The sequence below is a fragment of the Flavobacterium erigeronis genome (assembly GCF_054075165.1).
Genome location: NZ_JBSKGP010000009.1, coordinates 18,870 through 32,838, shown reverse-complemented (window position 1 = coordinate 32,838; position 13,969 = coordinate 18,870). Strand labels below are relative to the sequence as shown.

At 34.1% G+C, this 13,969-nt stretch carries 14 protein-coding genes; 10 read left to right on the top strand and 4 right to left on the bottom strand.

All coding sequences use genetic code 11. The annotated features are described in order from the left end of the window. Positions 1-9: 9 nt before the first annotated feature. The 4 genes from ACWA1F_RS17410 to ACWA1F_RS17395 all read left to right on the top strand — a co-directional run bounded on the left by ACWA1F_RS17410 (position 10) and on the right by ACWA1F_RS17395 (position 3,002). Positions 10-828, top strand: a complete 819-nt coding sequence (locus ACWA1F_RS17410; protein ID WP_456895467.1) for a thiol-disulfide oxidoreductase DCC family protein — start codon at positions 10-12, stop codon at positions 826-828. A 68-nt stretch (positions 829-896) separates the two neighbouring features. Beyond that, positions 897-1,802, top strand: a complete 906-nt coding sequence (locus tag ACWA1F_RS17405) for a TIGR01777 family oxidoreductase (protein WP_456895465.1) — start codon at positions 897-899, stop codon at positions 1,800-1,802. Between the two features lie 279 nt (positions 1,803-2,081). Then, a complete protein-coding gene (locus ACWA1F_RS17400; RefSeq protein WP_456895463.1) occupies positions 2,082-2,537 on the top strand; it encodes an SRPBCC family protein in 456 nt (151 codons plus the stop codon). Positions 2,538-2,606: 69 nt separating this feature from the next. Next, a complete protein-coding gene (locus tag ACWA1F_RS17395; RefSeq protein ID WP_306158324.1) occupies positions 2,607-3,002 on the top strand; it encodes a DUF1090 family protein in 396 nt (131 codons plus the stop codon). 352 nt (positions 3,003-3,354) lie between these two features. Here the strand turns inward: ACWA1F_RS17395 and ACWA1F_RS17390 are convergent, their stop codons facing one another. Beyond that, on the bottom strand, positions 3,355-4,167 hold the full coding sequence (locus ACWA1F_RS17390) for a UbiA prenyltransferase family protein (RefSeq protein WP_456895461.1): 813 nt from the start codon (positions 4,165-4,167) through the stop codon (positions 3,355-3,357). Positions 4,168-4,364: 197 nt separating this feature from the next. Here ACWA1F_RS17390 and gcvP point away from each other — a divergent pair, with 197 nt between their 5' ends. The 6 genes from gcvP (at position 4,365) to ACWA1F_RS17360 (ending at position 12,156) form a co-directional block, all read left to right on the top strand. Beyond that, on the top strand, positions 4,365-7,214 hold the full coding sequence (gene gcvP / locus ACWA1F_RS17385; RefSeq protein ID WP_456895459.1) for an aminomethyl-transferring glycine dehydrogenase: 2,850 nt from the start codon (positions 4,365-4,367) through the stop codon (positions 7,212-7,214). Between the two features lie 631 nt (positions 7,215-7,845). Next, positions 7,846-8,904 (top strand): 3-oxoacyl-ACP synthase III family protein, encoded by a 1,059-nt coding sequence (locus ACWA1F_RS17380; protein ID WP_456895457.1) that lies wholly within the window; start codon positions 7,846-7,848, stop codon positions 8,902-8,904. A gap of 163 nt (positions 8,905-9,067) precedes the next feature. Then, positions 9,068-9,595, top strand: coding sequence for a methyltransferase (locus tag ACWA1F_RS17375; protein WP_456895455.1), 528 nt, complete (start codon positions 9,068-9,070; stop codon positions 9,593-9,595). Positions 9,596-9,720: 125 nt separating this feature from the next. Further along, on the top strand, positions 9,721-10,569 hold the full coding sequence (locus ACWA1F_RS17370) for a glycosyltransferase family 2 protein (protein WP_456895453.1): 849 nt from the start codon (positions 9,721-9,723) through the stop codon (positions 10,567-10,569). A 79-nt stretch (positions 10,570-10,648) separates the two neighbouring features. Continuing rightward, entirely contained in the window at positions 10,649-11,395 is a 747-nt protein-coding gene (locus tag ACWA1F_RS17365) for an MlaE family ABC transporter permease (RefSeq protein ID WP_012022541.1), read from the top strand. Then, positions 11,395-12,156 (top strand): ABC transporter ATP-binding protein, encoded by a 762-nt coding sequence (locus ACWA1F_RS17360; protein WP_306158338.1) that lies wholly within the window; start codon positions 11,395-11,397, stop codon positions 12,154-12,156. The genes ACWA1F_RS17365 and ACWA1F_RS17360 overlap by 1 nt, the downstream gene beginning before the upstream one ends. 122 nt (positions 12,157-12,278) lie before the next feature. Here ACWA1F_RS17360 and ACWA1F_RS17355 read toward each other — a convergent pair whose 3' ends face one another. Genes ACWA1F_RS17355 through ACWA1F_RS17345 form a run of 3 tightly spaced genes read right to left on the bottom strand, consistent with a single transcriptional unit; the run spans position 12,279 to position 13,964 of the window. Beyond that, positions 12,279-12,878 (bottom strand): SprT-like domain-containing protein, encoded by a 600-nt coding sequence (locus tag ACWA1F_RS17355; RefSeq protein ID WP_456895450.1) that lies wholly within the window; start codon positions 12,876-12,878, stop codon positions 12,279-12,281. Between the two features lie 12 nt (positions 12,879-12,890). After that, complete coding sequence (locus tag ACWA1F_RS17350; RefSeq protein WP_456895449.1) at positions 12,891-13,259, bottom strand: four helix bundle protein; 369 nt, start codon at positions 13,257-13,259, stop codon at positions 12,891-12,893. Between the two features lie 27 nt (positions 13,260-13,286). Next, positions 13,287-13,964: an SDR family NAD(P)-dependent oxidoreductase gene (locus ACWA1F_RS17345; protein WP_306158343.1), complete on the bottom strand. Its 678-nt coding sequence runs from the start codon at positions 13,962-13,964 to the stop codon at positions 13,287-13,289. Between the last annotated feature and the right edge of the window lie 5 nt (positions 13,965-13,969).

Sequence of the window (13,969 nt, the reverse complement as noted above, 5' to 3'; positions counted from 1 at the left end):
CCAAAAATTATGAAAACGCTCGAAAACCAAACTTTACTTTACGATCAAGATTGTCCGCTTTGCAATTTATACACAACAGGTTTTGTGAAAAGTGGAATGCTAGATCAAAACGGCAGAAAATCATATTGCGAATTATCTGTTGAAGAACAGAATTTTGTAGATCTGAATCGCGCTCCAAATGAAATTGCTCTGGTTGACAACAAAAACAAAACAGTAATTTATGGAATCGATAGTTTGATAAAAGTGGTTGGATTTTCTTTTCCGTTGATTGAAAAAATTTCAAACCTAAAACCAATTCATTTCATCCTCAAAAAAATGTATTCTTTTGTTTCTTACAATCGAAAAGTAATTATTCCGGGGAATGCAAAGGAAGAAAACAAATTACAATGCACGCCCGATTTCAATTATAAATATCGTTTTCTGTTTATTGGTTTTGCTTTGGTTGTGACTACTTTTATTTTATTCGGCTATTCTAATCTGATTCTGAATTTCCCAAAAAGCACTATTACGAGAGAATTTATTTTGGCTTTTGGGCAAATTGTTTTTCAAAGTCTGTTTCTTTTTAAATTGGACAAACAAATGATCATCAATTATGCAGGAAATCTAATGACGGTTTCTTTGATGGGAAGTTTGATACTAAGTCCGATTTTGATATTGAGTCAATTCATTAATCTTCCACAAATGATGATTTTAGGTTGGTTTGGCGTGACGGTTTTCATTATGTTTTTGGAACATTCTCGAAGAATTAAAATTTTAAAACTTCCATTTTACTTAACTTTCACTTGGGTTTTGTACCGAATTATCGCTTTAATTCTGATTTTAAATTAATTTTATTCGCCACGAATTCACCAATTTTTTAATATGTAATTCGTGAATTCGTGGCTAAAAAAAATCTTATGAGCAAACTTATCATAGCAGCTGGAACTGGATTTCTAGGACAAGTTTTAGTAAATCATTTCAAAAATAGATTTAACGAAATTATAATTCTAACCCGTGGAAAATCTAAAAATATTGACGGAGTAAAATATGTAAACTGGAATGCCAAATATTTTTCTGGTTGGGAAAAGGAATTAGAAAACGCTGCCGTTTTAATTAATCTCGTCGGGAAATCTGTGGATTGCCGTTACACCAAAAAGAACAAACAGGATATTTTATGGTCAAGAATTAAAAGTACCAAAATATTGAACGAAGCAGTTTTAAAATGCCAAAATCCGCCGAAACATTGGTTGAATTCTTCTACAGCGACAATTTATCGTTTTTCTTTGGATAAAGAAATGGATGAAATTGACGGCGAAATCGGGAATGATTTTTCTATAAATGTTGCTTTGTCTTGGGAAAAAGCATTTTTTAAAACCGAAACGCCAAAAACTTTAAAAACCGCTTTACGAACTTCTATTGTTTTAGGAAAAAATGGTGGCGCTTTAATTCCGTTGAAAACTTTGGCTAAGATTGGTTTTGGAGGAAAACAAGGAAATGGAAATCAGTTTGTAAGCTGGATTCATGAAGAAGATTTTGCTCGCGCAGTCGATTTTATTCTTGAAAAAGAATTGACGGGAAAAATAAATATTGTTTCTCCTAAACCAATTCGGAACAAAGATTTCATGCAAAAGCTGAGAAAAGCTGTTGGTTTTCCATTTGGGATTCCGTTAAGTAAAACGCTTTTGGAAATTGGATCATTTTTTATTCGCACCGAAACGGAATTGGTTTTGAAAAGTAGAAATGTAATTCCGAAAAGACTTTTGGATAGTGGGTTTGAGTTTAAATTTGGAAATATTGACGAGGCTTTTCGAGATTTATTGTAATATTTCAATACGTTTCCCACGATTGAAAACGTGGGCTATGTTTTTAAATTCTAATTTTTTCTTATTTCAGCATAGCCCACGATTTCAACCGTGGGGACACAATCAAAATCCGCAGCGATTTGTCATTTCGACGAAGGAGAAATCGCACTAGAAATTCCGTTCTGAATGTCGCCAATCTTTGTCGATTTACGAGTGCGATTTCTCCTTCGTCGAAATGACAAGATCGCGCAAAAACTTTGTCAAAGTTCCAAACTTTGACAAAGTCAAACCTCAACAATTATGACTATAATTAACTTAACAACAAAAATAAAAGCTCCAATAAAAACCGTTTTTGATGCTTCAAGAAATATTGATGTTCATCAGCAATCTGCCAGTAAGTCAAAAGAAAAAGCAATTGCGGGAATAACTTCGGGTTTAATTAATTTGGATGAAACGGTAACCTGGCGCGGCAAACATTTCGGATTTTATTTACAGCACAAAAGCCGAATTACTGCGATGAATTTTTACGATTATTTTGTTGACGAAATGGAAGAAGGCCATTTTAAATCTTTCAAACATGAACATTTTTTTGAAGAAGAAAATGGGTTTACAATTATGAAAGACCAATTGCAATATGAAACTCCGTTTGGGATTTTTGGGGAGTTGTTTGATGTTTTGTTTTTGAAAAAGCATTTAGTTTATTTTCTTCTGGAAAGAAATACGATTTTGAAAAAGGTCTCTGAGAATCAGAATTAAAATAATTTTCTTACTTTTAAAGTATCATGAATTTAAAATGATATAATTAAAACTTTCAAAAATATATTTATGAAATTAAAATTCTTATTATCAGCACTTCTTTTTTCAATTTCGTTTATCGGATTTTCTCAAAGCAATTGTACGACTTTAAAAGGCTGCGAAAGAAAATTATGCGAATTGAACACAAAATTGGCTGCAGCTAAAAAAGCAGGAAATCAAAATCAGATAAAAGGTGTTGAAGATGCTATTGCGCAGACAAAGAAAAACTGCACTACTAAATCTGTAAATAAAGATCTTGACAAGAAAGTAAAAGAGAAACAGCAGAAAGTTAATGAAAGAACAGCCGATTTGAATGAAGCGATTAAAGACAACGAAAGCAAAGAAAAGATCGACAAAAAAAGAAAGAAACTAAATGAAGCAAAAGCTGATTTGAATAAGGCTTTGGCGGAACAGAAAACGAAATGATTTTTTACCTCTCGCAGATTTAGCGGATTTGGCAGAATTAAAATATATTATTAATTGCCTCCAGCTTTAGCTGGAGGTATGAAAAGTATTCCATTTTGGCTTTAGCCTAACTAATTAAGTTGGGCTAAAGCCAAGATTTTTTTGTCTTATATTATTCCACCAGCTAAAGCTGGAGGCAATTGATTTATTTCTCTTGAAAATGAATTTTCTCGTTTTACGTTTGCGTGAGGGATAGTAGCAATCCGCCGCAGCGGAGCGGATAGCCCGACCCCGATCTGGTAAGCGGGCGAATAAGCGCAAAGAATGTTTGCCCGCTTACCAGATCGGGGGCACGCCCAAAATAAATTTACTCTTAGAAATAAACAATCATCAACCACCAGAAAATTGGCACGGCTTCTACCCAAAAAGAAGTATAATATTTGGATCTGTTTGGGTTGGCAAAAGCGATAAATAGCATTAGGGTTATGACCATAATCAAATTGATAATGGCATCGTGATAATTGAATGTTGAGATAAAAACTTCTAAAAACCAAAACGGAACAAGAAGTGCAAATCCTAAATATTTTGTTTTTTGAACGCCAATTGTCTGCGGAACGGTTTGCAAATGCGGATCGTCATTGGCGAGGTCTAAAATTTCGAAAACCAAAATAAGTACAAAAACCAAAACAAAACGCTGCAGGCATTTGATAAAGAAATCTGCTGTAAACGGAATTTCGGCATTTATAAAAGGCAGAACTAAAGTAGCGCCAACCCAACAGATGGCAACAATGTAGATTTTTACTCCAGCCCAGTTTCGGGCATTTCTTCGGTTTGGAAAAAAGGGTAAAGTATACAGTGCCGTTATGGCAAAGATTCCAAACGAGACAATTTGGGTGATTCTTTTTAATTGAAAAAAATAATAGCCGACTAAAATCACCGAAATAAAACTCAAAACAGCGATAATTTTGAGCTGTATTCCGATTGGATTTTTCTTCACTCGAACTAGGGCATCATATTTTACGAAATTATATCCTACAATTGTTCCGAAAAAAACAAAAAGTGCCATTGGCTCATCATATTGAATATGAAATACATGGAAAGTGATATGCACTAAAGCGAAACACGACAAAGCCACGTGAATACTGCTGTTTAAATAAAAATTTAATATCTGTTTTAAAAGTTTCATAGCTCAAATCTAATCAATTAGTAACAAATCAACTCTTTAGTTATAAAATTGATAAAAATTGAAGTTAAAAATACCTATTAAATTATTAATAATACTTAATTTTGCGCCACAAAAAAACAACACATTTACTTTGAAATGTTATTTGCCCCACAAAACTGAGGCTGATGGCATTGACTAAAAAATTTAGATAGCTACAAATGAGAACAGATGCTTTTGCTTTAAGACACATTGGCCCAAGAGAAACCGATCTTCCATTTATGTTGAAGACTATTGGAGTTGACTCTATTGAACAACTGGTTTATGAAACACTTCCAGATGATATTCGTCTAAAAGCACCTTTGAATTTAGAACCTGCAATGACAGAATTCGAATATGCAAATCATATTCGCGACTTAGGAAAGAAAAATAGAACATTCAAATCATACATTGGTTTAGGGTATCACCCAACTATTGTTCCGGCTCCAATTCAAAGAAATATTTTTGAAAATCCAGGATGGTATACAGCTTACACTCCTTATCAGGCAGAAATTGCTCAAGGTCGTTTAGAAGCTATTTTAAATTTCCAAACTACAGTTATCGAATTAACAGGAATGGAAATCGCAAACGCTTCTTTATTAGATGAAGGAACGGCTGCTGCAGAAGCTATGGCGTTATTATTTGACGTTCGTACTCGTGACCAAAAGAAAAACAATACACACAAATTCTTCGTTTCTGAAGAAATTTTACCACAAACTTTATCTGTACTTCAAACGCGTTCAACTCCAATTGGAATTGAATTGGTTGTTGGAAACCACGAAAACTTTGATTTTTCTACAGAGTTTTTCGGAGCGATTTTACAATACCCAGGTAAATATGGTCAAGTAAATGATTATAGTTCTTTTGTTGCTAAAGCAAAAGAAAACGAAATCAAAGTTGCCTTTGCTGCTGATATTTTATCATTGGCGACATTAACTTCTCCAGGAGAAATGGGAGCTGCAGTTGTAGTTGGAACTACACAACGTTTTGGTGTTCCAATGGGTTACGGCGGTCCTCACGCTGCATTTTTTGCGACTAAAGATGAGTACAAACGTTCTATGCCAGGTCGTATTATCGGAGTTTCTATCGATGTAAACGGAAACCGTGCTTTACGTATGGCTTTAGGAACTCGCGAACAGCACATCAAACGTGAAAAAGCGACTTCAAACATTTGTACTGCTCAGGTTTTATTGGCTGTTATGGCCGGAATGTACGCAGTTTACCACGGACCAAAAGGCTTGAAATATATTGCAAACAAAGTTCACGCATCTGCAGTTACTGCTGCTGAAGCTTTAAATAAATTAGGAGTTTACCAAACTAACACGGCTTACTTTGATACTATTTTAGTAAAAGCAGATGCTCAAAAAGTAAAAGCGATTGCAGAAAAAAACAAAGTAAACTTCTTCTATCCTGATGCTGATAGTGTTTCGATTTCATTTAACGAAACGACTGCAGTTGCAGACATCAACGAAATCATTGCGATTTTTGCTGAAGCTTTAGGAAAAGAAACTTTTACCGTTTCTGAATTAAGCGCTGCAAGTCAATTACCAGCTTCTTTAGAAAGAACATCTTCTTTCTTGACACATGATGTTTTCAACAATCATCATTCAGAAAGTCAGTTGATGCGTTACATCAAAAAATTAGAGCGTAAAGATTTATCATTGAATCACTCGATGATTTCATTAGGTTCTTGTACGATGAAATTAAACGCAGCTTCAGAAATGTTACCTTTATCTATGCCAAACTGGAACAGCATTCACCCGTTTGCACCGGTTGATCAAGTTGAAGGTTACCTTACAATGCTTAAAAAATTAGAGCAACAATTAAATGTAATTACAGGTTTTGCTGGCACAACATTGCAACCAAACTCTGGAGCTCAAGGAGAATATGCTGGTTTAATGGCCATTCGTGCTTACCACATGTCAAGAAATGAAGGTCACCGTAATGTATGTTTGATTCCTTCATCTGCTCACGGAACAAACCCTGCTTCTGCAGCGATGGCGGGAATGAAAATTATCGTTACAAAAACGACTCCAGAAGGAAACATTGACGTAGAAGATTTAAGAGAAAAAGCAATTGAACATAAAGATGATTTATCTTGTTTAATGGTAACGTATCCTTCTACTCACGGGGTTTTCGAATCTTCAATTATCGAAATCACAAAATTAATCCACGATAACGGCGGATTAGTATATATGGACGGTGCAAACATGAACGCACAAGTTGGATTAACAAATCCGGCTACAATTGGTGCTGACGTTTGTCACTTGAACTTGCACAAAACTTTCGCTATTCCTCACGGTGGCGGTGGACCTGGAGTTGGACCAATTTGTGTGAACGAAAAATTAGTTCCTTTCTTGCCAACAAACCCAATCTTAAATGTTGGTGGCGAACAAGCGATTACCGCTATTTCATCTGCACCTTATGGATCTGCTTTAGTTTGTTTAATTTCTTACGGTTACATCACGATGATGGGAGCTGAAGGATTAAAAAGCGCTACAGAACACGCCATCTTAAATGCTAACTATATGAAAGCGCGTTTCGAAGGTCATTACCCTATTCTTTACACTGGAGAATGCGGAAGAGCGGCTCACGAAATGATTCTAGATTGCCGTGCATTCAAAGAAAACGGAATCGAAGTTGGTGATATCGCAAAACGTTTAATGGATTACGGTTTCCACGCTCCAACGGTTTCTTTCCCTGTTGCTGGAACTTTAATGATCGAACCTACAGAATCTGAAGATTTAGCAGAATTAGATCGTTTCTGTGATGCATTAATTTCTATCAGAAAAGAGATTGAAGAAGCAACTGCAGATGATAAAAACAACGTATTGAAAAATGCTCCACACACATTAGCAATGTTAACTACTGATAACTGGGATTTCCCTTATACAAGAGAAAAAGCAGCTTACCCATTAGATTACATCGCTGAAAATAAATTCTGGCCATCTGTTCGTCGTGTAGATGACGCTTACGGAGACAGAAATTTAGTTTGCAGCTGTGCTCCTATTGAAGCTTATATGGAAAGCTAAAAATTAGTTTTCTCTAAATATTTAGAACCCGACAGATTTTAAAAAACCTGTCGGGTTTTTTATTGTTAAAAATTTGTTTCAGGTTTCAAGTTTCAAGTTCTGTTGCGGACTGAAACCTGACAGGTTTTAAAAACCTGTCAGGTTTAATTGCGTAAAAAAAATTCCAAATTCCAAATTCCACAATCCAAATTCCACAATCCACAATCCACAATCTAAAATCTAAAATAATGAGGGCGTGCCCCCGTTATAGTAAGTGGGCAAAAATACTTTGCGCTTATTAGTCCACTTACTATAACGCGGTCGGGCTATCCGCGCTACTTCGGTAGCATGCTCCTATCCCTCACGCGATCAAAACAATAAAGAAGATTCCGATATATTAAAACATAACTTTTTGTTAGACTTTTGTGAAATTACATCTCTAAAATAAAAATAACCGTAAAAATATTTTGTTCTACAGTTTTCCTTCAATCGTTTGAAATCTAGGAAAAATCAAAAATTCATTAGAAGAAACACAATATATCCTGCAAAAATTTGTTATTTCATAATTATATGCATGCATACTATTTTTTATGATAGTTATCATAATATTATTTATACATTAGCGCTAAATTTATCGGATAAACTGGGAATAATGAAAATTAAAATAATTGGAACAGGAAGTTACATTCCAACTAAATCAGTCAGCAATACTGACTTTGGCGATCATGTTTTTTTAAATGAAGATGGATCTCCTTTTGCTTACCCGAATGAAGTTGTAATCAAAAAATTTAAAGGAATTACGGGAATCGAAAACCGTCGTTATGCAGAAGATCAATATAATGCTTCAGATTTAGCTTTTTTTGCTGCCGAAAAAGCAATAGAAAATGCGAACATCGATAAAGAAACTTTAGACTATATTATTTTTGCTCACAATTTTGGTGATGTTAAAACCGGAACCAATCAAACTGATATTCTTCCGAGTTTAGCAACGAGAGTTAAAAATAAATTAGCCATCAAAAACCCTAAATGTGTAGCTTATGATATTCTTTTTGGATGTCCGGGCTGGATTGAAGGAGTTCTTCAGGCAAATGCATTTATTAAATCAGGAATGGCAAATAGAGTTTTGGTTATTGGAGCCGAAACTTTATCAAGAGTGGTAGACGATCATGACCGTGACTCTATGATTTATTCTGACGGTGCAGGAGCTTCTGTTTTGGAACTTTCTAATGATGAAGCAGGTTTACTTTCTTACGAAAGTGCCACTTTTGCTAATGAAGAAGCCAATTTCCTTTTCTTCGGAAAATCATATAATCCAGATTTAGATCCAGATATTAAGTACATTAAAATGTACGGCCGTAAAATTTATGAGTTTGCTTTAAGCCAAGTTCCTTGCGCCATGAAAAACTGCCTAGACAAAAGTGGCATAGGAATCGATGAAGTGAAAAAGATTCTTATTCATCAGGCTAACGAAAAAATGGACGAAGCTATTATCGAACGTTTCTACAAACTTTACGATAAAACTGCGCCTAAAGATATTATGCCAATGAGTATTCATGATTTAGGAAACAGCAGCGTAGCAACCGTACCAACTCTTTTTGATTTAATATTAAATGGAGAAATTGAAAATCACGAAATCAACAAAGGCGACGTTGTCATTTTTGCTTCAGTTGGAGCAGGAATGAATGTAAATGCTTTCGTTTATAGATACTAATAATCAGTATTCAGTGTTCATCTTTTTAGTATTCAGTCAAACTGTAAACTAATTAATATAAACTGAACACTATAAAACTGATTACTGAACACTAAAAAAAGTCCGCACCCAAAATGCGGACTTTTTTAGTATATTTGCGCCTTGTTGTTAAAAAACACATATAATGTACGAAAAAACATTTCCGAATAAAAGATTCAAACTTACCTTAGAGTTTTTACAAAAGCACGTAAGCACATCAGAAACCATTTTTGATTTTGGTGTCCCAAATCCATTTTCTAAAATAATGGAAGAAAATGGATATACCGTAAAAAACACAAAAGGCGAAGATTTAGACAACGATCAAACCGCTTTACAAACAGAAGAATATAGCGTTTTTACTGCATTTGAAATTTTCGAACATTTACTAAATCCGTACACTATTTTACAGAATGTAAAATGTGACAAACTATTAATTTCGATTCCGTTGCGTTTATGGTTTTCACCAGCATATCGTTCTAAAACTGATATGTGGGACAGACATTACCATGAATTTGAAGATTGGCAATTGGACTGGCTTCTTGAAAAAACAGGCTGGAAAATAACCGACCGCTTACAATTTACACATCCAGTAAAAAAGTTTGGCTTGAGACCTTTATTAAGATACTTCACTCCGAGATATTATCTTGTTGTTGCTGAAAAAATAAAAGCCTAAAGGCAAATTCCAGTATTTAAATTCCAAATTCCAATTGAATTGTATTTAATTGGAATTTGGAATTTTAAGAAATTGGGATTTATTCTCAAAAATTGGAATTTTAATTTAAAAAATTGGAATTTAATATGAAATATTACATCGTCATTCCCGCTCACAACGAAGAAAACCTTATTGGCTTGACTTTAGAATCTTTGGTTTCCCAAACCGTTCTGCCTTCAAAAATTGTGGTGGTAAATGACAATTCGACTGATAAAACTGAAGAAGTAGTTTTAAGTTTTGCAAAAGACAATCCGTATATTTCTGTTGTAAACAAAACTTCAGATGCTATTCACCTTCCTGGAAGTAAAGTAATTCAAGCATTTCAGAAAGGGTTTGAAACTTTGGATTCTAATTATGATATTATTGTAAAAATAGACGGCGATTTAATTTTTCCGCCAAACTATTTCGAAACCATTATCAAACATTTCGAATCAGATTCGAGAGTTGGAATGGCTGGCGGATTCTGCTACATCGAAAAAAATGGTGATTGGATTTTAGAAAACCTTACCGATAAAGATCATATTCGCGGTGCTCTAAAAGCTTACCGAAAAGAAACCTTTCAGCAAATTGGCGGTTTACGTCCTGCAATGGGCTGGGACACGGTTGACGAATTACTTTGTAAATATTACGATTGGAAAATTGTTACCGATGAATCTTTACATGTAAAACACTTAAAACCAACTGGAGCGAATTATAACAAAACTGCTCGTTACAAACAAGGCGAAGCTTTTTATACTTTAGGTTACGGTTTTTGGATCACAGCAATTGCATCGGCAAAACTGGCGATGATGAAGAAAAAACCCTTTTTATTTTTAGATTACATTAGAGGATTTTGGAAAGCAAAAAATGCCAAAACACCTTTATTAGTTACCTCTGAACAAGCTAAATTTATTAGAAATTACCGTTTGAAAAAAATCAAGGAAAAGATTTTCTAATCTTAAAAAAATTAAAAAACTGCCGACCGAAACGGTAAACTGTAAACTAATCCTTAATTTAGCAAATATTTCAAAACTTATGATGCTAATTCGTTATTTATCCCAAATAGGAAAATATTTTTTAATGCTGAAAGAAATTTTCAATAAACAGACTAAATGGCCTGTTATGAAAAATTTAATTTTCAAAGAAATTGATGACTTAATTATTGACTCTCTTGGAATTGTCTGCTTTATCTCTTTCTTCATCGGAGGAGTTGTAGCCATTCAAACAGCCCTAAACTTAACAAACCCTTTAATCCCTAAATACTTAATTGGTTTTGCTACCCGTCAGTCTGTAGTTTTGGAGTTTGCCCCTACTTTTATTTCGGTAATTATGGCTGGGAAAATGGGATCTTACATTACGTCAAGTATTGGAACAATGCGTGTTACAGAACAGATCGATGCTTTAGAAGTTATGGGAGTTAACTCAGTAAACTATCTTGTTTTTCCAAAAATTATAGCTTTATTAATGTATCCTTTTGTAATCGGAATTAGTATGTTTTTAGGAATTTTTGGAGGATGGCTTGCTTGTGCTTACGGAGGATTTTCAACAGGAGCAGATTTTATTATGGGAGCTCAGAAAGATTTCATTCCCTTCCATATTACGTATGCCTTTATCAAAACTTTGATCTTTGCTATGTTATTGGCAACAATTCCGTCTTTTCACGGTTATTACATGAAAGGTGGCGCATTAGAAGTTGGTAAAGCAAGTACAACATCGTTTGTATGGACATCTGTAACTATCATTCTTCTAAATTATATATTAACTCAATTATTACTTGGATAATGATAGAAGTAAAAAATATAGAAAAATCATTTGGTGACAGTAAAGTTTTAAAAGGCGTTTCGACCGTTTTTGAAACTGGAAAAACCAATTTGATTATCGGACAAAGTGGATCTGGAAAAACGGTTTTATTAAAAACGTTGTTAGGAATTCACACCCCAGACGCAGGAACAATTGAATTTGATGGAAGAGTGTATTCTGATTTAGATAAAGATGAAAAACGTGACTTGAGAACTGAAATCGGAATGGTATTTCAGGGAAGTGCTTTGTTTGACTCGATGACTGTTGAAGAAAATGTGGCTTTCCCGTTAAAAATGTTTACTAATAACAATAAGGCACAAATTAAAGAACGTGTTGATTTTGTTTTAGAAAGAGTAAATCTAATTGATGCGCATAAAAAACTACCTTCTGAAATTTCTGGAGGGATGCAAAAACGTGTGGCAATTGCCCGCGCGATTGTAAATAATCCGAAGTATTTGTTTTGCGACGAACCAAACTCAGGTCTTGACCCGAACACTTCTACTTTGATTGATAACCTTATTCAGGAAATTACGAGAGAATACAATATTACAACTGTGATCAATACACACGATATGAACTCGGTTATGGAAATCGGTGAAAATATTGTTTTCTTAAAGAAAGGATTAAAAGCTTGGCAAGGAACTAAAGAGGAAATCTTTACAACTGAGAATGAAGCAGTAGTTAAATTTGTTTATTCTTCAAACCTTTTCAAGAAGGTAAGAGAAGCTTATTTGAAAGGTTAAAAGGTTTTTAAAATTTCAATAAAAAAAATCCAAATTCCAACTTTTACAATTGGGATTTGGATTTTTTACTTTTAAATATTTATCCCAATTTTTAGAATTTGGGATTTTTTAAATTGGAATTTCTAATTTTTAATTAGCTCCACTTCCGCATTCGGATTAAAGAGATAGGTTTTCCCTGAGCTCAGTTCAATGCATTCGAAACGTTTGGTACGAACTGCTAATTTCTTAAAAATCTTTCCGTTTTTAATTCTAAAAACACTGCCATACGGAATCTCAAAAACATAACTCTTATCGTTTTCTTTATCATATTGTTTTAAAGCCAAAGATAAAGTCGTATCGGTATCACTGCTTGCCGATGGGTTTTTAAAATGTCTTGCCAGTAAAGGCAAAATATGTCCTGGAAATATTTCTGGTCGAATAAACGGAACCATCAAACGCTGAAAAGTAAATTTCCATTCATTTCCATGCGGTTTGATATTTCGCCCAAACTTTTCAAAAGCAACCAAATGTGCAATTTCATGAATTAACGTAATCAAAAAACGATACTTATTTAAGCTTGCATTTACCGTAATTTCATGTTTGCCGCTTGGCCCTCTTCTATAATCACCGTGACGTGTCTGACGCTCGTTTACAATTTTCAAGTGCACCTGATTGGCCACTATCAAATCGAAAACGGATTTTACCGCATGTTCGGGAATGTATTTAGCTAGAGTTTCGCTCAAAATAATTATAAGTTATGAATTATGAGTTATGAGTTTGTTTTTGGACGTAATTATAATACTTCTAATTATTTTCATCACTTCGTTGCATTGTTTATGAATGGAATCAAATTCTATTTTCGAAATATAATCTGTTTCTTTTAATAGTTCAAGCCAATACATTGACTCATCACATTCTTTTTGAGAAATAGACAATTTATGAATAAAATCGGCTTTACTTTGCGCATTTATTGCTTCACGAACATTTGCACCGATTGATGTAACAGAACGTAAAAATTGTTTACTCATTACGAATTCTTTTCTTTCCGCAACTAACCATTTATAAAAATTAACTCCTCTTACAGCTGATTCAAAACTTTTAGTTTTCACAATACTATCACTCATAATTCACAACTCATAATTCATAATTAATTAAGGATTCGTTGAAGAAACTTCAAGCACTTTTCCATTAAAATATTTATTTCCGTTAAGCGTAAAATCATAAATGTACGTTGCCATTCCTTCCGCAGAAATTGGCGCTTGATAACCCGGGAAAGCTTCATTTAGCATTTCAGTCTGGACAGAACCTAAAGCTAGAACATTAAACGAAATTCCTTTTTCTTTATATTCTTCAGCTAATAATTCTGTTAAAGTAATTACAGCGCCTTTACTTGAACTGTAAGCCGCTAATCCTGCAAACTTTAAACTTCCGCGTACACCGCCAATAGAACTGATCGTAACAACATGGCTTCCTTTTTCTAAATACGGAATACAGATGCGAGTTAAATTCGCAACTGCGAAAACATTCACTTTATAAATACTTTCAAAATCTGCCTGAGTTGTTTCTGCGAAAGGTTTTAAAAGTAAAGCCCCAGCATTGTGAACCACAGCATCTACTTTTTTCCAAGTTGAAGAAAGAAAATTTTCAACCTGATCTAAAGCCGTTTCATCTGCCAAATCAACAGACAGACAAGTTATATTTTGATGTTCTAAAAGCGTTTGTGGTATTTTTCTCGAAATGGCTAAAACCTGATTTCCTGCATTTGCAAACTGCAAAGCCAATTCATAACCAATTCCTCTACTCGTTCCGGTAACAATAATATTTTTCATGTCGC